Raw genomic sequence first — 19,203 nt, forward strand, 5'->3', positions numbered from 1 at the left:
CCCGGGGCACTTGCTTTCCTCCGAGCTCCGGGGCGGGTGGGTGTCGCCGGGGTCCGGGCTACTGCGGCTACGGCGCCGCCCGGAGAGCCGGCCGGAACGGCTCCAGCGATCCGGCAACGCCGTCCGCGGGGGTCAGCCCCAGCAGATGGGCGATCAGCGGGTAGACATCGACGGCTTCGACCGGTGGCAGCACCACCCCTTCCGCGATCCCGGGGCCCACGGCGAAGAAGATGCCGTGCATCGAGGGCAGGCGGGGGTCCCAGCCATGCATGCCGGCGGGCGGTGCGCGGCCGCCGGGCAGTTGCACCATGCCCGCCCCGTCCGGAATCACCATGACCTCTCCGAGGCTCGCGTTATCCCGCGCGTGCAGATGTTCCGGCAGTTCCTCGCGAAGCCAGGCGCGTGCGTGCGTGAGTTCGGCATTCAGCGCATCGCGCAGCGCACGGCTCCGCGCATCGTCGCCGGTGTGCAGGCTGATCGACGGCCCGGCCGGCACTGCCCGGACGTCAGTCAGATCTACGGATTCCGGCAACGTCTCCGTCAGGTCGGGGTCGGGCGTCGCCATCCCGTGATCCGACAGCACCACCAGTGCGACCCGGTCGGCGTGCGGCAGCGCGTCGACCCCCGCCATCAGATCGCCCAGCAGCCCGTCGGCGGTCTCGACGCTGTCGCGCATGCCGGGATGGTCCGGTCCCAGCCGGTGGCCATTGCTGTCGACGAGCGAGAAGTAGAGGGTGATCACGTGCGGGCGGCGCTCCGGCGGCAGGGCCAGCCAGTCGAGCGTCTGTGCCACGCGCATCCGGTTCGGCACGCTGCCGTCGTAGGGAAAGTAGTGACTGGGGCGGATGCCGCCGATGGCCGCTTCCGTACCGGGGAAGAAGAACGCCGCCGCCACCATGCCCTGCTCCTCGGCGGTGACCCAGATCGGCTCGCCGAGCCACCACGATCCGTCTCGCGGATCCTCCGGGTCGCGGTAGTTGAACTCGTCGTTCCGTACGGGATCCCAGAAGCGGTTGCCGGCGATCCCGTGCGCGCCCGGATAGAGGCCGGTGGCGATCGAGTAATGCGACGGGAAGGTGAGCGACGGGAAGACCGGCACGAGTCCCTCGGCCGCCATGCCGCGCTCGGCGAGACTAGCGAAGTTGGGTGTTTCGAAGCGGTCGAGGTACGCCGGATGGAAGCCGTCGAACGACACCAGCACGACGTGCGGCCGGTCGTAGACCGACGGATCGTTGGTGCCACCGGTTCCGGCCGGCGTCGACGGGCCCGATGCGGGCCGGACGGGTTCGGCAGCCGCGCAGGCGGCCACAACCGCAAGCCAGATGCTGCCGAGCGCGGCGGTCGTTCGCCTTGGGCTCACAGCGCCCGCCGCAACCGGTAGAGAGGGGTACTGGGGTGAGTGACGGGGATCGAACCCGCAACATCCGGAGCCACAGTCCGGTGCTCTACCATTGAGCTACACTCACCACGGAAGCTTGGTCCGGGATCCGGGCAAACCCGCATTGTAGCAGTCCCGCCCGCTACAATGAGGCTCATGGCTCCCGAGACCGCGGCCCGGCGCGACGCCCGGCCTACCGCCAGGGTCGACAGTGAAGCAATCAACGCCGCCCGCGTGATGGCCGAGGCGTTCCGGCTGGCGAACGAGGCCACCGATGCCGCCCGCCTTCTGAACGGCGTGCTCGACGGCCTGGTGTCGCTGGTCGATCACGATGCCGCAGGTATTTACGTCGTCGACACGCTGGGGGAGCGGGTTTCGCACAGTCTGGCGCGCGGTTGCGTCAACCCGGTACCGGTCGACATGCGTGCCCCGTTCGACGATCACGGCGTCGTCGGGCGGGTCCTCGCGGGCAGTAGCCCCCTGTCGTTGCACGATCAGGCGGGGGCCTGTGAGGGGCGCGACGTCGCTCACTCTCGCCTGATCGTCCCGCTCATCGGCACTGGCGGCCGGATCCGGGGAGCGCTGGATCTCTGGTCGGACCGCTCGAATGGCTACGACGACGCGGCGCTGGAAGCGGTCGAGGTCTACGCGCTGGCGGTGGCGGTCATCATCGAGAACGCCCGGTTGATCGAGGAGGTGCACAACCGCCGCCGCCTCGACAGCGAGTTGCAATTGGCGCGGGACGTGATGGAGGAGCTGCTGCCGCGCGCCGTGCCGTCGCTGGAGGGTTTCGACATCGCCGGCGTGCACGAGTCGTCGCGGGCAGTGGGAGGGGACTACTACGAGTTCATGCCGCTGCCGGAGGACCGGTGGGGGGTCGTCATCGCCGACGTCGTCGGCAAGGGAATCGCGGCCGCCCTGATGGCGGCGGCCACGCGCGCGTCGATGGCCTCGCTGGTGGGGCACGAACTGGCGGTCCGCGCCGTGATGCGTCGCGCCAACCGTTTCTTTCACCAGTCGGTGGAGGAGGGACGCTACGTCACCCTCTGCTACATGGTGCTCGACGTCCAGGCGCAACGCCTTCTGTACGTCAACGCCGGACACGTCCCGCCGCTCCTGATCCGGGCGGACGGCGAGGTGGAACTCTTCACCGAGGGCGGCGTACCGCTCGGCCTGTTCGAATCACCGCGCTATTTCGAGGGCCACGCGGCGTTCGAGGCGGGCGACGTACTCGTCCTCTACACCGACGGGATCGTCGAACAGACGAACGCGGAGGGCGAGGAGTTCGGCCGCGCCCGCCTCATCGAGACAATCCGTCAGTCGGCGGACGCGGGCGCGACGGAGATGTGCAGCCGCGTGATGCAGCAGGTGCACCGCTTCAGTGGCGGCATGCAGACTGACGATCGGACGCTGGTGGTCATCAAGTCCACGGCGCCCGCGGACCCGCATCCGCTACCGTCGTAGCGTTCCTAGTTGGCGTTGACGGTTTCGACGCCGTGCGGGTACTGCTGGTAGTGCTCGGCCAGCAGGTCGCGCCCGAAGTCCCCGTCGAAATCGCGCCAGACCGAGTGGACGTGGTTCGCCGTGTTCTGCACGTTGTCGTACTCGATCAGGAACGTCGGCCCCTGCACCCGGTAGTAGTGGGGTTCATCCTGCATGACGCTTCCCATCCAGGCGAACTTGATGTTGTCGAGGCCGGCCGCCCGCACCTTCGAGAGCCGCTCGGCGGCGACCGGCGCGGGCTGAACTGCGGCGTATTCCTCGATGAGGGCCCAGAGGGTCGCCTGCTGGTCGCCGTTCAACGCGGAATAGGCGACGCCCACATCCTCCTGCATGGCCGCTTCGCGGTCCGAGGTCGTCAGGATGTCGTCCGGCGCCTCGTCGGCGACGATCGCGTCGGCGAGCTGCTCGCTGGACAGCGACCCGAGCAGCGTCCGGGCCAGGTAGTCCTCCGCGTTCAGCACCCGCTCGCCGGCCTCCGAACCCTCACGGACGTAGGCGGGATTCGTGCCGAAGAACTGTGGCGTGGTCGAGCTGAGGGCGCCGTTGATTACCGTCCAGCTGTGCGAAATGTGGTGCCCTTCGTAGCGCCAGCCCCACGTCCCGCTGTCCGACGGCTCACCGAAGATCATGAAGAAGTAGAGCTCCGTGTCGCGGATATCACGCCCCTCCCGCTCGAAGAGGATCTGCTCGAGCTGGCGGATCCGCTCCGCCTTGTCGTAGCCCTCGGCGCTCAGGCTCGCCTGGACCAGCGCCAGCCCGGCTGCCTGCTGCTCCTCGGTCATCGTCTTGAGCGCCACACCCTTGCGCTCGCGGGGGATGAAATGCCAGTCAAGGCGATCTTCGCCGTTGAACGGGAACATCACGGCGGTCTTCTGCTCCGCCGTCAGTGTTTCGACGAACGCCTGGGCGGCCTTCGTCATGGCAGCGGTCTGGCCGGCGTTGTCCTGCATGGTGACCGCGCCGAGCGTGGCGATGCCGAACGCGAAGACGATGATCGGAATGAAACGGGCCGAAACCTTCATAGGTCCCTCCTGTGCGGGGTCGTGCAGCGAGCCTACAACCGCCCGGAAGTAGGCGTCAAGGACCCCGGCGGTGGTCCGGATCGGCCGAATATGGGACGATCCCGGCTGCTAGCTGTTCATCACCATGATCTCCCGTGCCAGCGTCGCCCAGGCGCCGGCGGCTGCGCTGGTAGCGGTGGCTGTCCTCACCGGTCCAATCGTCGCCGTCACGCAGGAGCCGTCCGTCTCCGCCGGCACGCCGGCGCCGCAACCCACCGAGGCCGCCGCGCCCGCGGTCCCCATCGACGGGCCGCCCCCGCCGGTTCCGCCGGCCGTGATCTCCCGGGACGGAGGGCAGGCGACCATCCGCGCCATCCGGCTCGCCACGCCGTTGCGGGTGGACGGACGGTTGGACGAACCGGTTTACGAGACGGTCGCGCCGGTCTCCGACTTTATTCAGCAGCTACCCGATGAAGGCGCCCGCGCCACCGAGCGGACGGACGCCTGGGTGATGTTCGACGAGGAGAACCTCTACATCTCCGGCCGCTGCTGGGAGAGCGCGCCGCCGGAGGAATGGGTGGCGACCGAGTTGCGGCGCGACGCGTTCAACATGCTGAACAACGACCTGTTCGGCTTTCTGATCGACACCTTCTACGACCGGCGCAACGCGCTTCTCTTCTACGCCAACCCGATCGGCGGCTTCGTCGATCAGGCGATTACGAACGAGGGCAATCCGAACCGCGACTGGAACCCGGTCTGGGACGTGCAGACGGGACGGTTCGACGGAGGCTGGACGATCGAGATGGTCGTGCCGTTCAAGTCGCTCCGCTACCGTCCGGGACGCGAGCAGGTGTGGGGCATCCAGCTCCGCCGCACCGTGATGCGCAAGAACGAGTGGTCCTACCTCACGCTGATCCCGATTTCCGCCGCCGGGTTCGGCGGGCGGGGCGGCGTCTTTCGCGTTTCCGCGGCGGGAACGCTGGTGGGACTCGAAGCGCCGCCGGTCAGCCGGAACCTGGAGATCAAGCCGTACGCCATTGGCGGCGTGACCACGGATCTGACGGCGGCCACGCCGCGCGTCAATGACGGTAGCGGAGACGGCGGAGTGGACGTCAAGTACGGCCTGACGCAGAACCTGACCGCCGACTTCACCTACAACACCGACTTTGCCCAGGTGGAAGTGGACGAACAGCAGGTGAACCTGACGCGGTTCAACTTGTTCTTTCCGGAAAAGCGGGAGTTCTTCCTCGAGGGACGCGGCATCTTCGAGTTCGCGCGCGGCAGCTTCCGGACGGCGCGCAGCCTGCGCCGGCAGAGCGTGTTCGGTGGCGGCGACGCGCCGACCATCTTCTACAGCCGGCGGATCGGCCTGCAGGGACGCGAAGTCGTGCCGATTCTGGGCGGCGGACGGCTGACCGGGAAGGTGGGCGCGTTCGACGTCGGCGTGATGAACATCCAGACCGAGCGGCTGGCGGACGCCGGTGTCGCCGGGACGAACTTCAGCGTGCTGCGCATCAAGCGCGACCTGCTGCGCCGCAGCAGCGTCGGCATGATCGCGACGAACCGGTCGGTCTCGCTGGCGGGAGACGGCGCGAACCAGGCGATCGGGGCCGATGCGGTCTTCTCGTTCTTCGACAGCGTCAACCTGCTCGGCTACTACGCGCGGACCCGAACCGGCGGGCTCACCGGTCGTGACACCAGCTACCAGGCGCGTTTCGACTACGGCGCGGACCGGTACGGCTTCGAGCTGGACCATCTGCTGGTGGAGGACAATTTCCGTCCCGAGGTAGGCTTCGTTCGCCGGGATAACTTCCGGCGGACGTCGGTCTCCGGCCGCTTCAGTCCCCGCCCGGCAACCATCGAGGCGGTGCGGCAGTTCGTCCTCGAAGGGAGCTTCGACTACTTCCTGACGGCCGACAGCGGCAGCCTCGAGACCCGCCAGGCGCAGTTGGCGTTCCAGACCGAGTTCGAGAACAGCGATCAGGTCGGTGTCCGGGTCAGCGACAGTTACGAGCTGGTGCGCGAACCCTTCTCCCCGGGACGTGGCGTTTCCATTCCGGCCGGCGCGTATCGCTTCAGCGACGCGCAGGTTACCTACGCGCTCGGCCCCCAGCGGCCGCTGCAGGGCCGCGTCGACGTGACGGCCGGCGGCTATTTCGGCGGCGCCATCCGGTCGATCGGCATTAGCCGGGGCCGGATGGACCTCTTTCCCAACTTCTCCGTCGAACCGAGCCTTTCGTTCAACTGGATCGAGCTTCCGCACGCTTCCGCCCGGACCGACCTGGCCGTGACCCGGGTCAACTACACCTTTTCGCCCCGCATGTTCTTCAGCGGCCTTCTCCAGTACAACTCGACGAATCACACCGTCGGAACCAACCTCCGCCTTCGTTGGGAGTACACGCCGGGCAGCGAGCTGTTCGTCGTCTACACGGAGGAACAGAACATCGAACCGCTTCGACCGGATCGCTACGCGGAGCTTCGCAATCGGGGCTTCGTGGTCAAGGTGACCCGGCTGTTCCGGTGATCCGTCTTCGCACCGGAGTGTCGCGGCGGCCGCCGCGGATCACGCCGACGCCGGTTGCTGGGCCAGCCCCAGGTTCCGGAGGATGGCCAGCGGCGAATGGGCGCGGTTGAGACCATAGAGGTGCAGGCCGGGGGCGCCGGCGGCGAGTAGCGCTTCGCACTGGCGGGTGGCGTAGTCGATACCGAAGGCGGTGACCGACGCGTCGTCGTCGCCGAGGCGATCGAGCTCCGCGAGGAGCGGCGGCGGAAGCGTGGCGCCGCACAGGGCGGTGAAGCGCTTTATCTGCTTCGTGTTCAGGATGGGGAGGATGCCCGGCGTGATCGGCACCGTTACGCCGAGCGCGCCGGTCACATAGTCGACCATCTCGAAGTAGTAGGCGTTGTCGAAAAAGAGTTGCGTCAGGACGAACTCGGCACCCGCGTCGACCTTGGTCTTGAGGTGGCCCCAGTCGGCGTGCTTCCCCTCCGCGCAGTCGGGGTGTCCTTCCGGGAACCCGGCGCATCCGACCGCGAACTCATCGGAACGGGTCCGGCGGATGACGCCGATCAGGTCGGACGCGTAGTCGAAGCCGCCTTCCGGGCGGCGGAAGTTGGGCTGGTCCGCGGGTGGATCGCCCCGGAGGGCCAGAATGTTCTCGATACCGAGGGTGGCCGCCTCGTCGAGAAACGTCTGCATGCCGCCGCGGGTGAAGCTGACGCAGGTGACGTGCGCCATCGCCGTCAGCCCGTGCTCCCGCTGCATCCGGTCGACGATCTGCAGCGTGCGTCCACGCGTGCCGCCGCCGGCGCCGTAGGTGACCGAGCAATAGTCGGGAGGCGCCTCGCCCAGCGCCGGCAGCACCTCATCGAACAGCCGGTCTTCTCCCGCCGGCGTTTTCGGGGGAAAGAACTCGACGGAGACCACCGGGCGTCCCGTGGCGCGCTTCGCCGCGTAGATATCGGGAATTCGCCTCACGACCGTGATTGTCGGCCGGAAAGACCTCCGAGGCCAGCCCGACACGCCCGCGCCTTGATTTTGGTCAACGCCTGTGCGACATTCGGGCGAACCACGGGTGAGGTCGGCCTCGCGACGCGCGACGACCCCGAAGGAGGTCCCAAGATGAGTGCTCGATGCTTCCGTTTCGCCGCTATCGCGGTCGGAGCGTTCCTTGTTCCGGTGTTGATGGCGGCGCCGGCCGTCGCGCAGTCTACGGCTTCCGACGCGGCCGGCGGATCGTGGGAAGCGCCGCGGCTGCCGTGGGGTGACCCGGACCTCCAGTCGATCTGGACCTCCTCGGGTGAGACGCCGATGGAGCGCCCGGACCAGTACGAGGGGCGCGAAACGCTGTCCGACGAAGAGGTGGCCCAGATTCGCGGCCGCATCGCCGCCCGCAACGAGGAGCTGCTGAACGCGGACGCGCAGCGGACCCAGGCAGGGGGCAACGTCGGCGCCTACAACAACTTCTGGATGGACCGGGGCGCCCGGACGAACCGCACGTCGATGATCGTCGATCCGTCCGACGGCCGGTTCCCGCCGCTGACGCCGCGGGGACAGATTGCCGCCGTCAGCCAGCCGCGCGGGGACAACGTGCCGGCGGATCGCCACATCTGGGAACGGTGCGTCACGCGGGGCGGGATGCCCAACGCGATGTTCCCGCGCTCCTACAACAACAACATGCAACTGTTCCAGACGCCGGATCATGTCGTGATGCTGCTCGAACAGGTGCACGAGGTGCGTGTCGTTCCGCTCGGCGACGGGGCGGCGGTTTCCAGCAACATCGGTCAGTGGAACGGCCTCGCGCGCGGGCGCTGGGACGGTGACACGCTCGAAGTGGTCACCACGAATCTCGATCCACGCGTGAGCGGGCTGCAGCCCTGGTCGGTTTTCAACTCGCACGACGGCTCGGGTGAGGGCATGACGCTGATCGAGCGCTTTACGCGAACCGGCCCCAACAGCCTCGAGTACGAGATCGAGGTGCATGACCCGGAGATGTACACACGGCCGTGGACCGTTGCGTATCCTTTCGCGACGCTGGACGACGTGATGTACGAGTACGCCTGCCACGAGGGCAATATCGGTATGGAAGGCATCCTCGCCGGCGGTCGCGCGGAGGACGCCGAAGCCTCCCGGTAGCGGGCGCATGGCGTCGTCGCCGGACGGCTCGTCCCGGCCCTTCGTCCCGTTCGTTCCCGAGAGCTCCGACCTGCCGGAGCTGACGTTCCGCGCCGTCCTGCTGGGAACGGCGATGGCGATCGTGCTCGGCACCGCTAACGCCTACCTCGGCATGCGCGCCGGCCTGACGGTGGCGGCCACCTTCCCGGCCGCGGTCGTCGCCATGGCGGCGCTCCGGATCCTGGGCGGGTCGATTCTCGAGGAGAACATGGCGCGGACGACCGCGTCAGTCGGCGAGGCGCTGGTGGCCGGCGCCATCTTCACGATCCCCGCCTTCGTCATCAGCGGCGTCTGGGACGAGCTGCGCTACTGGGAGAGCACCGCCATCATGCTGGTGGGCGGCGTGCTGGGCGTGCTCTTCATCATCATCCTGCGCCGCACCCTCGTGGTCGAGGCGGAGCTGCCGTACCCCGAGTCGGTGGCCGCCGCAGAGCTGGTGAAGGCGGGGCAGGGCGGACGGCAGACCGGCGCCGCCTACGTCTTCAAGGCGATGGGGGTGGCGGGTGCGTGGGAGTTGGTCAAGAACAGCAATGGCGTGACGCTGGTGTCGGATTCCGCCACGGCGTTCGTTTCCCTCGGCCGCTCGACGATCGAAATGCTGGGGCAGCAGATCAGCTATGTGGGCGGGTTCCTGCTGCAGTCGCCGGCCGCGTCGCCGGCGCTCGTCGGCGTCGGCTTCATCGTCGGCCCGCGGATTGCCGCGACACTGTTCGCGGGCGCCGTGATGAGCTGGCTCCTGCTGGTGCCGCTCGGTCTGTATCTCAATCCCGAGCTCGCCGCGCAGGCAACCGATCCCGCCGCGTTCGAAGCGCTCAGCACCGAGATCTGGCTCCGGCAGGTTCGGCCCCTCGCGGTCGGAACGATGATCGTTGCGGCGTTCTACACCCTCTTCAAGTTGCGGACGTCGCTGATCCAGGGGATCGGCCGGGCGTTCGGCGATATCGGCGCGACACACGGGGCGGGGAACGGACGGCAGGATACCGACATCAATTTCCGCAAGGTGGGAATTGGCATCGCGGCCCTCTCCGTTCCTCTCTTCGGCCTCTACTGGTACTTCAGCGAGAGCTTCGGCGGCGCGATCCTGCTGACGATCATGATGGTGATCCTCGGCTTCCTCTTCGCCGCGGTCGCCGGCTACCTGGTGGGCCTGCTGGGCAGCTCCAACAACCCCATCAGCGGTCTGACGCTCAGCACCCTCCTGATCGCCGCCATCGTGATGGTCGGGATTGGCGTCACCGGGTCCAGCGGCATCCTCGGCGTGCTGGCGGTGGCGGGAGTGGTCTGTTGCGCGTGCGGCATCTCCGGGGACATGCTGCAGGACCTGAAGGTGGGGCACATCCTGGGCGGCACGCCCTGGAAGATGCAGGTGGGCGAGCTGATCGGCGTGACCGTCGCCGCCATGGTGCTGATCTGGCCGATGATCCTGATGGATCAGGTCTACGAGATTGGCAGCCCGGAGTTGCCGGCGCCGCAGGCGGGACTGATGGCGCTCATATCGCAGGGGATCGTCGGCGGCGAGATGGCGTGGCCGCTGGTGCTTACCGGGATGGCGCTGGCCGGTGTCCTGATTCTCATCGAGGCGCCGTCGCCGATGCTCATCGCGGTCGGCATGTACCTGCCGTTCCCCTCCACGGCCGGGATCTTCGTGGGCGGTCTCGTAAGCTGGTGGCTGTCGCGGTCTCTGAGGGAGCGGCAGGCGACGGACGCGGAGCGCACGCGCGCCACCAATACCGGCGTGCTGCTCTCGTCCGGGTTCATTGCCGGGGAAGCGCTGATGGCGGTCCTGCTGGCGTTCGTCGTCGGGGCGAGCGCGGCGCTGCCGTGGCTCGTTCTGCCACAGTTCGCGAACAGCGCGCTGGGTGGCGCGCTGGTCTTCATCCTGCTCTACTACATGCTGATCCGGATGCCGCTGAACGCGATGCGCGGCGGCGGAAAGTGAGCCCGATACCGCCACGCCCGGCCCAGGATCTCGAAACCCGCGCCGGGGCGCAAGCCTCCGGAGCCTCGCCCTCGGATGCCGCCGGGGCGGTGTCTGCGGATGCCATCGCCTTCTGGAGTTCCCGCCCGCGTCGCTGCCTCGGCTGGCGCGAGCTGGATGACGGGCGGTGCGTCGTTCTGCGTCCGCAGTTCGGCGAGGGGACCATCGGCCGCTGGTTGGCCTCGAAGCTGGGCGATCCCTGTTATCGCATACGCCTCGACGACGTCGGGACCTTCATCTGGAAGGCGTGCGACGGCGAGACGCCGCTGACGGAGATCGCGGGGCGCCTGCGCCGAGCGTTCGGCGAGCGCGTCGAGCCGGCCGAGGAACGGCTGGCGCGGTTCGTGCGTTCGATGCTGCGGTCGCGGATGATCGACGTGTAAGGACCCGTTCCATGAAGGCGGGCGATTCGTGCGGCGATCAGGCTGGCAGGTTGACCAACGGGATACCCATCGTACGGGTGGCGTCCGCCATCCGGCGGTCGTAGGTGGCGAGCTCGACGGTCTGTCCCTCCTGACGCAGATAGTCGGCTGACGCCAGATGCAGGGCGTCGAGGGTCCGGACGGACACGGGAAATGCGCCGAGCGCGCGAGAGAGAACGGGCGGCGACAGCTCCAACAGGGCGATACGTCCGAGGAGCGCAGTGGCGGCATCGCCGTGGGATTCGGCGAACGCGCCGGCGTGCAGGACGGTCCAGATCTCGTATTGGAGGAGGCGACTGGCGGTCAGCGTGTTTTCCCAGAAGTCGGCCGGCGGCCGTCGATCCTCAAGGAAGAGGTGCGCCAACGCGACCGACGCGTCGATGTACATCACCGGTCGCTTCGAGCCTCGTCCAGCATCGCGAGGAGTTCTTCCATCTGCATGATCGGCTTCGGCGCCGGGGGCGGCCCCACGCCGGGCGCTGCCGGAGGCGTCAGAACGCCCTTGCGCACCATGTCCGCGAGCAGAGCGTCTGCGAGGATGGGGCTCCGTTCGGCACGTGGGGGCACGATCTCCGCGACGACGCGGTCGCGGTCCGTCACGAGCACGGTCTCGCCCGAGGCCGCCAAGCGCACGTATTCGCTCAGCTTGTTGTTGAGCACCTTCAGCCCGACGGATCGCATACGCACTAAAGGTAGCTTCCAGTGGCCACCTAGTCAAGGGCTTCTCGCTGCCTCGGAACGGCGCGCTTCGTTGCGGCGTGTACACTGGAAGCAGAGGGGAAACAACCGCCGAGGTGTTCCCGCAAGAAACCTGCCCGGCGCGACGCAGGGGGGCACGACATGTCCTGGTGGGGCTGGCTGATCGTCGGAATCGTCCTGATCGGCGGGGAGCTGATGACGGACGCCGCGTTCTATCTCGTCTTCGCGGGGGCCGCCGCGGTTGTCGTGGGGCTTCTCGGGCTTGCCGGGTTGGCTCTTCCGGTCTGGGCGCAGTGGGTCGCATTCTCCGTGCTGGCCATCGGCCTGATGGTGCTGTTTCGCCGGAAGCTCTACGACCGGCTGAGAGGGGGCCTGCCCGAGTTGCAGCATCCGGCGGTGGGCGCCGTGGTGGTCGTGACCGAGGAGGTAGCTCCCGGCGGGCGCACGCGGGTCCGCCTCCAGGGAACCGACTGGAACGCCGTTAACAGCGGGGCCACGTCCATCGCGGCGGGCGCCGACGCCCGGGTAGTCGAGGCCGATGGCGTCGAGCTTCGGATCGCCGCGCATACGCCGGAAAACAGGGAACGCTAGCTGCTGGACCGACAGGAGGGGAGTCACTTATGGAAGCGGGTTTGATTGTCGCCCTGGTGCTCGCCGGCGCCGCCATCGTCGTCATCGTGAAGACGGCGGTGGTCGTGCCGCAACAGAATGCCTACATCGTCGAGAACCTCGGGAAGTACTCGCGGACCCTGGAATCGGGATTCGCCATCCTGATTCCCTTCGTCGAGCGGGTCGCTTATCGGCACAGCCTGAAGGAGCGCGCGGTCGATGTCGAGGAGCAGATCTGCATCACCGCGGACAACGTGCAGGTTGGTGTCGACGGCGTTCTCTACCTGCAGGTCATGGACGCGCGCAAGGCGTCCTACGGCATCGGCAACTACCTGTTCGCCATCTCGCAGCTCGCCCAGACCACCCTGCGTAGCGAGATTGGCAAGATCGAGCTGGACAGGACCTTCGAGGAGCGCAGCCACATCAACCTGCGGGTCGTCGAGGAGCTCGACGAGGCGTCCAATCCGTGGGGCGTGAAGGTGCTGCGCTACGAGATCAAGAACATCAACCCGCCGCACGACGTGCTGAGCGCGATGGAGAAGCAGATGCGCGCCGAGCGGGAGAAGCGCGCGACCATCCTCCAGTCGGAGGGTGAGCGTGACGCCAAGGTCAACCAGGCCGAGGGCGAGAAGCAGCGCGTGATCAAGGAGTCCGAGGCGGCCAAGCAGCAGCAGATCAACGAGGCGGAGGGTGAGGCGGCCGCCATCCTGGCTGTCGCGGAGGCAACGGCGGAAGGGTTGAAGAAGGTGGCCGAAGCGCTCAACGCGGAGGGCGGCGACAAGGCGATGCAGCTCCGCGTGGCCGAGAACTACCTGGAACAGTTCGGCAACCTCGCGCAGGAAGGCAATACCCTGATCGTGCCGTCCAATCTGAGTGACGTGGCTTCCATGATCGGCGCCGCCACGTCCGTCGTGAAGGAGGTATCGGATGCGAGCGGCAAGGGGTAGTGCCGAGAGTGGAGTATATCGACCCCAGGCTGTACACCCCATGAACCGATGATGCCGTCCAGAACCGTCCTCTCGCCCGCGCTGAGAGCGGTGACGGTGCGCCGGCGCGGAGAACACCAGGTCGAAGACCTGGTCGTCGTCGAGGAACCCCTGGAAATCCGGCTCGACGGCAAACCGCTTGTCGTTACCATGCGCACGCCGGGTGACGACGAGGAGCTCGCTGCCGGATTCCTCCACGCCGAGGGTCTGATAGCGGACGCGGCCGGAATCGCGTCACTCCGCGCGGTGGCCGGCGACGGCTCGTCCGGCCTCGGCGGCCAGGCGCATATCCGGGTGACGCGGTTTGCCGGCGACCGCGTCGAGATCGTCCGAGCCGAGTCCCGGGTCGAACCGGCGCTCACCGCCATGGACCGGGAACGCGAGTTCCGGGCGACGGCCGCATGCGGAGTCTGCGGCAAGTCATCCATCGACGAGCTGAACCAGGAGGTGGCGCGGGTCAAGCCGGTCGAGGCGATGCCAGCCCTGATCGACCGGCTCGAAGCACTCCCAAGCCGTCTCCGCGCCGCGCAGTCGCTCTTCGACGCCACCGGCGGCATCCACGCCGCGGGGATCTTCAGCATGGACGGAGAGCTGAGTTGTGTCCGCGAGGACATCGGCCGGCACAACGCGGTCGACAAGGTGATCGGCCACTACGTGCTACGCAACGAGATGCCGCTCGACGACCGCATTCTGGTGGTGAGCGGCCGCGCCGGCTTCGAGCTGGTCCAGAAAGCCCTCGCCGCGAGGATCCCCCTGATGGTTGCGGTCGGCGCCGCCTCCAGCGTGGCCGTGGATATGGCCTCCGCGGCCGGGATGACGCTCTACTCCTTCGCCGGCCGGGGGCGCGGCAACCTGCACCTGCCGCCCGAGGACCAAGACCGCCAGGAGCCTACGCCGTAGGAGTTTCGCGCCAGCGAAACTTCCGACGCGCCCGCAAGGGCGCGCTAGCGCGCCCCGTGTTCCGCGGTCAGCCGTCGCATCAGTTCGATGGTGTGAGTCGGAGCCTCGAACTCCGCTTCCTCCAACGGGGTCCGCCCGTACTGATCCCGGGCGGTGAAGTCGGCGCCATTGGCGGCCAGGTACTCGACGATGTCGTCGTCACCGACCCGAATGGCGGTGTGGAACGCGCTGGGCCGACCCCGAGGATAGGCGTTGACGTCGAGACCGAGCTCCACCGCGAACCGCACCGCGTCCAGCTCGCGACTGCGGGTGGCCAGCAGCACGGCGCCAGCGCCCTCGTAGGTCTCCACCGCCGGCTCGGCGCCCAGGTCCAGCAACGCACGCATCATATCGACGTTGCCCGACTGCGCGGCGGCGAGGAATGGCGTGAGTCCTCCGGTCGGACGCCACGCGGCGCCGCCCGCCCCGCCGGTGCGCACGTGGACGTCCGCGCCCCGGCCGACGAGATCCCGCGCCAGATCGACGTTGCCCCGCGCAACGACCGCGTGCAGCACCGTCGCCCCGTCGGCGTCGCGGACGGTGAGGTCGGCGCCCCGGTCGAGCAGGAGGCGGGTTATCTCATCGTGGCCGGCCGCCGCGGCGATCAGCAGCGCGGTCTGGCCGTCGCCACCGGTTACGTGGGGATCCGCGCCAGCGTCGATCAGAGAGCGCGCGCTGTCGACATCGCCCGAGGCGGCTGCGAAGAGGATCGGCCGGTAGCCGTTTGTGGAGACGGCGCCGACATCGGCGCCATGCGCGATCAGCAGCCTTGCGATGGCCGTGCGTCCACCGGCGACCGCCCACATCAACGGCGTCTGGCCCATCCGCGACTCGGCGATGGAGACGTCGGCGCCCCGATCGAGGAGCAATCTCACCAACGCTTCGGCCCCGGAATCGACAGCCAGGAGCAGTGGCGTGTCGCCACTCCAGCGTGTCACTTCGATGGCGGCGCCGGCATCGAGCAGCATGCGCGCGATCGCCAGATTGCCGTTCGCACAAGCCAGGAGCAACGGCGTTTCACCGTTCTCGTCGGTGACGTTCGGGTCGGCCCCGGCTTCCAGCAGCGCCGCCGCAATTGCCTCGCTGTCGCGCACGGCGGCCCAGGCGAGCGGCGTCGACCCATCTTCGCGAGCCCTATTCACGTCGGTTCCGGCGGCGATCAGCGCCGCCACTCTATCGCCGTCGAGACGCTGAACCGCCTCGATCAGCGTCCGCTCCGGCGGCGGCGAGGGCTGGGTCGTCTGCGCGACGACCGAAACCGTCGCGCCGAGCGCCAGAGTCACGCAGAGCGGGTATGCCTTGCGCATCAGCCCAATGTACACCCCGACTCGGGCCAGGTGCTACACTGCGGATTCCGTGAGCGGACGAAGCGTCCTTCCGGCCGCCGCCGTTGCTTCGGCAGCTCTTTGCCTCCTGATCGCGCCGGCCGTGAGAGCGCAGAATCAGGACGGGAACGCCGCTACGGCGGGCGGCCCGGAGCTGCTGCAGGCGACCACGGCCCGCTACTGTCTCGCCTGCCACAACGATCGGGCGCGAACCGCTGGCCTGTCCCTCGCCGGCGTGGACGCCACGAACGTTGCCGGGCACGCTCCCGTCCTCGAGAGGGTTCTCCGGAAGCTGCGGTCCGGCGACATGCCGCCGGCGGGCCGGCCCCGCCCGGAGGCGTCGGCCGTAGCCGCCCTGACGTCGTGGCTCGAGACCGCCCTCGACGGCGTCGCGGCGGCGGCGCCGAACCCCGGCGCCCCTGCCATTCACCGCCTCAACCGCGCCGAGTACCGCAACGCCGCCCGCGATCTGCTGGCGCTCGACCTCGACCACGCGCGCGACCTCCCGGCCGACAACTCCGGCTACGGATTCGACAACATCGGCGACGTGCTGACCGTGTCGCCGCTGCACGTCGAGCGCTATGTCGGCGCGGCGCGGCGGATCAGCCGGCTGGCGCTCGGCCAGTTGACGCCCCGGCCCGTGGTCGAGCGGTACGAGGCGACCCGCGGGGCCGGCGACGCAATCGACGCGCTGCCGCCGAACACGCGCGGCGGCATGCTGTTCCGCCACTACTTCGCCTTCGATGCCGACTACGTACTTACCGTCCGGGTCGGCGGACGGCGCGCCACCGGGATGCCGGCGCCCCGGCTTGACGTGCGGGTGGACGGCCGGCGGGTCCGGCTGTTCGAAGCCGACTTCGATCCCGAGGAAGCCAGCCAGGAAACGCGCAACTTCCAGGTGCGGGTACCAGTCACCGCCGGCGAGCATGAGATCGCGGCCGGGTTCCTGACGGAGTACGCCCGGAGCGAAGGGGACGCTACCGCCAACGCCTATCGCGTCGACTACGTCCTCGTTGACGGTCCGTATGACGCTGCAGGGTCCGGCAACACCGAGAGCCAGCGGCGTGTTCTTGTCTGCCGGCCGGCCGCTGGCCAGCCCGAGGAGCCGTGCGCCCGCGAGATTCTGGCCGGGCTGGCCCGCCGCGCCTACCGGCGTCCCGTCGCCGCTTCCGATATCGATCCGTTGATCGACCTGTTCAGGATGGGTCGCGCCGACGGCGGCAGCTTCGAGGCCGGCATCGAGATGGCGCTGAGCGGCGTCCTGGTGTCCCCCAGCTTTCTCTTCCGCGCGCCGGCCGTCCCCGCCGACGCCGTGCCCGGCTCGGTGTACCGCCTTTCCGACATCGACCTTGCCTCTCGCCTCTCCTTTTTCCTCTGGAGCAGCATCCCCGACGAGTCGCTGCTGGAGCTGGCCGAGCAGGGCGAGCTGAGCGACCCGGACGTGCTCGCCGCGCAGGTCGAACGGATGCTCGCCGACCCGAAGGCCCAGGCGCTTATCGACAACTTCGGCGGGCAGTGGCTGCACCTCCGCAACGTGGCGGACTGGAGGCCGGACCCGGAGCGGTTCCGCCAGTTCAACGACTCGCTGCGGTACGCGTTCCAGCGGGAAACCGAACTGTTCCTGGCCCACCTGATCCGCGAGGACCGGAGCGTGCTGGAACTGATCGACGCCGACTACACGTTTCTCAACGAACCGCTCGCCGAGTTCTACGGCATCGACGGCGTCCGCGGGGGCTATTTTCGGCCCGTTCCGCTCGCGGGCACGGGCCGCGGCGGGGTCTTGACCCATGGCAGCATCCTGATGGTCACGTCCTACCCCACGCGCACCTCGCCGGTACTGCGCGGCAAGTGGGTCCTCGAGAACCTGCTGGGTGCGCCGCCGCCTCCGCCGCCGCCCGACGTGCCGGAACTCGAGACCGGGGACGAGGGCTCCGCCGCCAGCCTGCGGGAAGCCCTGGAGCGGCACCGGGCAAGTCCGGCGTGCGCCGCCTGCCACGCAAGCCTCGACCCGCTCGGCTTCGCCCTCGAGAACTTCGACGCGGTCGGCGCATTCCGGACGGAGGAGGAGGAAGGCGTGCCGGTGGACCCGTCCGGGGCGCTGCCCGACGGCACGCTGATCGACGGTCCGGACGGTCTGCGGCGCGTGCTGCTGGGCCGCCGTCACGAATTCGTCGAGACGCTGGCCGCCAAACTGCTGACCTATGCTCTCGGCCGCGGACTCGAATCGTACGATCAGCCGGCCGTGCGGGAGATCCGGCGCCGCACGGAAGCGGGAGACTACCGGTTCTCGGCGCTGGTCTCTGCTATCGTCGATAGCGTACCATTCCGCTTCAGGAGGGCTCCGGAGCCATGATCACCGGAAAGGCGCTGCCTCGCCGCACGTTCCTGCGGGGGATGGGAACCACCATTGCCCTGCCGTTCCTCGATGCGATGACGCCGGCGTTCGCAGCGCCGTCGAAGCCGACGACGCGGGTCGCGTTCGTCTATACCGCCAACGGCGTGATCATGGGGGACTGGACACCCACTGCGGAGGGGGCCGGATTCGAGTTCACCAAGACGCTCGCGCCGGTCGAGCCGTTCCGCGACAACCTGCTGGTCGTAACTGGTCTTGCCCACCGCAACGGTGAAGCGCTGGGTGACGGCCCCGGCGACCATGCGCGAGCCGGCGCAAGCTGGCTGACCGGCGTGCATCCGAAGAAGACGCAGGGGGCCGACATCCGGAACGGCATGTCGGTCGATCAAATGCTGGCCGAGTCCATCGGCCGCGACACGCCGCTCCCGTCGCTCGAGCTCGGTCTGCAGGATGTCCGGATGGTCGGCGGTTGCGATTCCGGGTACAGCTGCGCCTACAGCAACACCATTTCCTGGAGTTCACCGACAACGCCGCTCCCGTATGAGAACAACCCCAGCCAGGTGTTCGCGCGCCTGTTCGGCGACGGTGACACCACCGACCCCGCCGTGCGGGCGATCCGAGCGCGGCAGGATCGCAGCCTGCTCGACTTCGTGGTCGGCGACGCGGACCGGCTGCGCGTGCGCCTCGGTGCGGGCGACCGGCGGAAGCTGGGCGACTATCTCGACTCCGTCCGCGAGGTCGAGCGGCGCATCCAGAACGCGCAACGGCAGGACGTGGAACTGCCGGCGTTCGACCGGCCTGACGGCATCCCGCCCACCTTCGAGGAACACGTGGAGGTGATGTCGGATCTGATCACGCTCGCATTCCAGGCCGATCTGACGCGGGTCGTCACCTTCATGTACTGCCGTGAGGGGAGCAACCGAACGTACCGGTCAATCGGCGTTCCGGACGCCCACCACGGGCTGTCGCATCATCAGAACGATCCGGAGAAGATGGCGCGGCAGGCGATGATCGACCGCCACCACGTCGCGATGTTCGCCCACGTGCTCCAGAAGCTCCAGAACACGCAGGACGAGGACGGGTCGCTGCTGGACCATTCCATGGTGGTCTACGGGAGCAGCCTGAGCGACTCCAACGCGCACACGCACGACAACCTCCCGACGCTGCTGGCCGGCGGCGGCAGCGGCGCCCTGCACGGCGGTCGCCATCTGCGGTACCCCGACGGCACCCCGATGACGAATCTGTTCCTGACGATGCTCGACCGTCTGAACGTGTATCGCGACCAGATCGGGGACAGCACCGGCCAGATTGCCCATCTGAGCGACATCTAGGACC

The 19,203-nt window shown here is 68.4% G+C and carries 16 protein-coding genes and 1 tRNA gene; 10 read left to right on the forward strand and 7 right to left on the reverse strand.

What is annotated here, in order from left to right; translation table 11 throughout:
- Nucleotides 1-67: 67 nt before the first annotated feature.
- Nucleotides 68-1,360, reverse strand: coding sequence for an alkaline phosphatase family protein (locus F4Y45_15410; protein MXY25892.1), 1,293 nt, complete (start codon nucleotides 1,358-1,360; stop codon nucleotides 68-70).
- A gap of 31 nt (nucleotides 1,361-1,391) precedes the next feature.
- Nucleotides 1,392-1,466: transfer RNA gene (locus F4Y45_15415), tRNA-His, on the reverse strand.
- A 59-nt stretch (nucleotides 1,467-1,525) separates the two neighbouring features.
- Between F4Y45_15415 and F4Y45_15420 the strand changes: the two genes are divergently transcribed.
- On the forward strand, nucleotides 1,526-2,842 hold the full coding sequence (locus F4Y45_15420; protein ID MXY25893.1) for a SpoIIE family protein phosphatase: 1,317 nt from the start codon (nucleotides 1,526-1,528) through the stop codon (nucleotides 2,840-2,842).
- Between the two features lie 5 nt (nucleotides 2,843-2,847).
- On the opposite strand, the gene F4Y45_15425 is transcribed toward F4Y45_15420, so the two are convergent.
- Complete coding sequence (locus tag F4Y45_15425) at nucleotides 2,848-3,903, reverse strand: DUF3500 domain-containing protein (protein ID MXY25894.1); 1,056 nt, start codon at nucleotides 3,901-3,903, stop codon at nucleotides 2,848-2,850.
- 124 nt (nucleotides 3,904-4,027) lie between these two features.
- Between F4Y45_15425 and F4Y45_15430 the strand changes: the two genes are divergently transcribed.
- A complete protein-coding gene (locus F4Y45_15430; GenBank protein ID MXY25895.1) occupies nucleotides 4,028-6,406 on the forward strand; it encodes a carbohydrate binding family 9 domain-containing protein in 2,379 nt (792 codons plus the stop codon).
- 39 nt (nucleotides 6,407-6,445) lie between these two features.
- On the opposite strand, the gene F4Y45_15435 is transcribed toward F4Y45_15430, so the two are convergent.
- Nucleotides 6,446-7,360 (reverse strand): methylenetetrahydrofolate reductase [NAD(P)H], encoded by a 915-nt coding sequence (locus F4Y45_15435; GenBank protein ID MXY25896.1) that lies wholly within the window; start codon nucleotides 7,358-7,360, stop codon nucleotides 6,446-6,448.
- A 144-nt stretch (nucleotides 7,361-7,504) separates the two neighbouring features.
- Between F4Y45_15435 and F4Y45_15440 the strand changes: the two genes are divergently transcribed.
- The 3 genes from F4Y45_15440 to F4Y45_15450 are packed head-to-tail and all read left to right on the forward strand — an operon-like array spanning nucleotide 7,505 to nucleotide 10,918.
- On the forward strand, nucleotides 7,505-8,518 hold the full coding sequence (locus tag F4Y45_15440; protein ID MXY25897.1) for a hypothetical protein: 1,014 nt from the start codon (nucleotides 7,505-7,507) through the stop codon (nucleotides 8,516-8,518).
- A gap of 7 nt (nucleotides 8,519-8,525) precedes the next feature.
- Entirely contained in the window at nucleotides 8,526-10,496 is a 1,971-nt protein-coding gene (locus F4Y45_15445) for an oligopeptide transporter, OPT family (GenBank protein MXY25898.1), read from the forward strand.
- Nucleotides 10,379-10,918, forward strand: coding sequence for a PqqD family protein (locus F4Y45_15450; GenBank protein MXY25899.1), 540 nt, complete (start codon nucleotides 10,379-10,381; stop codon nucleotides 10,916-10,918). Before F4Y45_15445 ends, F4Y45_15450 begins: the two co-directional genes overlap by 118 nt.
- A gap of 37 nt (nucleotides 10,919-10,955) precedes the next feature.
- On the opposite strand, the gene F4Y45_15455 is transcribed toward F4Y45_15450, so the two are convergent.
- Nucleotides 10,956-11,348, reverse strand: coding sequence for a type II toxin-antitoxin system VapC family toxin (locus F4Y45_15455; protein ID MXY25900.1), 393 nt, complete (start codon nucleotides 11,346-11,348; stop codon nucleotides 10,956-10,958).
- Nucleotides 11,345-11,638 carry a prevent-host-death protein gene (locus F4Y45_15460; GenBank protein MXY25901.1) on the reverse strand — a complete coding sequence of 98 codons (294 nt, stop codon included), beginning with the start codon at nucleotides 11,636-11,638 and terminating at the stop codon, nucleotides 11,345-11,347. Before F4Y45_15460 ends, F4Y45_15455 begins: the two co-directional genes overlap by 4 nt.
- A 159-nt stretch (nucleotides 11,639-11,797) precedes the next feature.
- Here F4Y45_15460 and F4Y45_15465 point away from each other — a divergent pair, with 159 nt between their 5' ends.
- The 3 genes from F4Y45_15465 to F4Y45_15475 are packed head-to-tail and all read left to right on the forward strand — an operon-like array spanning nucleotide 11,798 to nucleotide 14,151.
- Nucleotides 11,798-12,247, forward strand: coding sequence for a hypothetical protein (locus F4Y45_15465; protein ID MXY25902.1), 450 nt, complete (start codon nucleotides 11,798-11,800; stop codon nucleotides 12,245-12,247).
- A 29-nt stretch (nucleotides 12,248-12,276) separates the two neighbouring features.
- Entirely contained in the window at nucleotides 12,277-13,212 is a 936-nt protein-coding gene (locus F4Y45_15470; protein ID MXY25903.1) for a paraslipin, read from the forward strand.
- Between the two features lie 48 nt (nucleotides 13,213-13,260).
- Nucleotides 13,261-14,151, forward strand: a complete 891-nt coding sequence (locus F4Y45_15475) for a sulfurtransferase FdhD (protein ID MXY25904.1) — start codon at nucleotides 13,261-13,263, stop codon at nucleotides 14,149-14,151.
- A 44-nt stretch (nucleotides 14,152-14,195) separates the two neighbouring features.
- On the opposite strand, the gene F4Y45_15480 is transcribed toward F4Y45_15475, so the two are convergent.
- Nucleotides 14,196-15,497, reverse strand: a complete 1,302-nt coding sequence (locus F4Y45_15480; GenBank protein ID MXY25905.1) for a hypothetical protein — start codon at nucleotides 15,495-15,497, stop codon at nucleotides 14,196-14,198.
- 7 nt (nucleotides 15,498-15,504) lie between these two features.
- On the opposite strand from F4Y45_15480, the gene F4Y45_15485 reads away from it, so the two are divergent.
- A complete protein-coding gene (locus F4Y45_15485) occupies nucleotides 15,505-17,868 on the forward strand; it encodes a DUF1592 domain-containing protein (GenBank protein ID MXY25906.1) in 2,364 nt (787 codons plus the stop codon).
- Complete coding sequence (locus F4Y45_15490; GenBank protein MXY25907.1) at nucleotides 17,865-19,199, forward strand: DUF1552 domain-containing protein; 1,335 nt, start codon at nucleotides 17,865-17,867, stop codon at nucleotides 19,197-19,199. Before F4Y45_15485 ends, F4Y45_15490 begins: the two co-directional genes overlap by 4 nt.
- Nucleotides 19,200-19,203: the final 4 nt, after the last annotated feature.

Source organism: Acidobacteriota bacterium, assembly GCA_009838525.1.
Lineage (GTDB): Bacteria > Acidobacteriota > Vicinamibacteria > Vicinamibacterales > UBA8438 > VXRJ01.

What these genes read in the sequence shown, in the direction of transcription:
- F4Y45_15420 (MXY25893.1), top strand. Translation starts at nt 1,526, where the DNA reads ATGAGGCTCATGGCTCCCGAGACCGCGGCCCGGCGCGACGCCCGGCCT.
- F4Y45_15425 (MXY25894.1), bottom strand. Translation starts at nt 3,903, where the DNA reads ATGAAGGTTTCGGCCCGTTTCATTCCGATCATCGTCTTCGCGTTCGGC.
- F4Y45_15430 (MXY25895.1), top strand. Translation starts at nt 4,028, where the DNA reads ATGATCTCCCGTGCCAGCGTCGCCCAGGCGCCGGCGGCTGCGCTGGTA.
- F4Y45_15440 (MXY25897.1), top strand. Translation starts at nt 7,505, where the DNA reads ATGAGTGCTCGATGCTTCCGTTTCGCCGCTATCGCGGTCGGAGCGTTC.
- F4Y45_15445 (MXY25898.1), top strand. Translation starts at nt 8,526, where the DNA reads ATGGCGTCGTCGCCGGACGGCTCGTCCCGGCCCTTCGTCCCGTTCGTT.
- F4Y45_15460 (MXY25901.1), bottom strand. Translation starts at nt 11,638, where the DNA reads ATGCGATCCGTCGGGCTGAAGGTGCTCAACAACAAGCTGAGCGAATAC.
- F4Y45_15465 (MXY25902.1), top strand. Translation starts at nt 11,798, where the DNA reads ATGTCCTGGTGGGGCTGGCTGATCGTCGGAATCGTCCTGATCGGCGGG.
- F4Y45_15470 (MXY25903.1), top strand. Translation starts at nt 12,277, where the DNA reads ATGGAAGCGGGTTTGATTGTCGCCCTGGTGCTCGCCGGCGCCGCCATC.
- F4Y45_15475 (MXY25904.1), top strand. Translation starts at nt 13,261, where the DNA reads ATGATGCCGTCCAGAACCGTCCTCTCGCCCGCGCTGAGAGCGGTGACG.
- F4Y45_15480 (MXY25905.1), bottom strand. Translation starts at nt 15,497, where the DNA reads ATGCGCAAGGCATACCCGCTCTGCGTGACTCTGGCGCTCGGCGCGACG.
- F4Y45_15485 (MXY25906.1), top strand. Translation starts at nt 15,505, where the DNA reads ATGTACACCCCGACTCGGGCCAGGTGCTACACTGCGGATTCCGTGAGC.
- F4Y45_15490 (MXY25907.1), top strand. Translation starts at nt 17,865, where the DNA reads ATGATCACCGGAAAGGCGCTGCCTCGCCGCACGTTCCTGCGGGGGATG.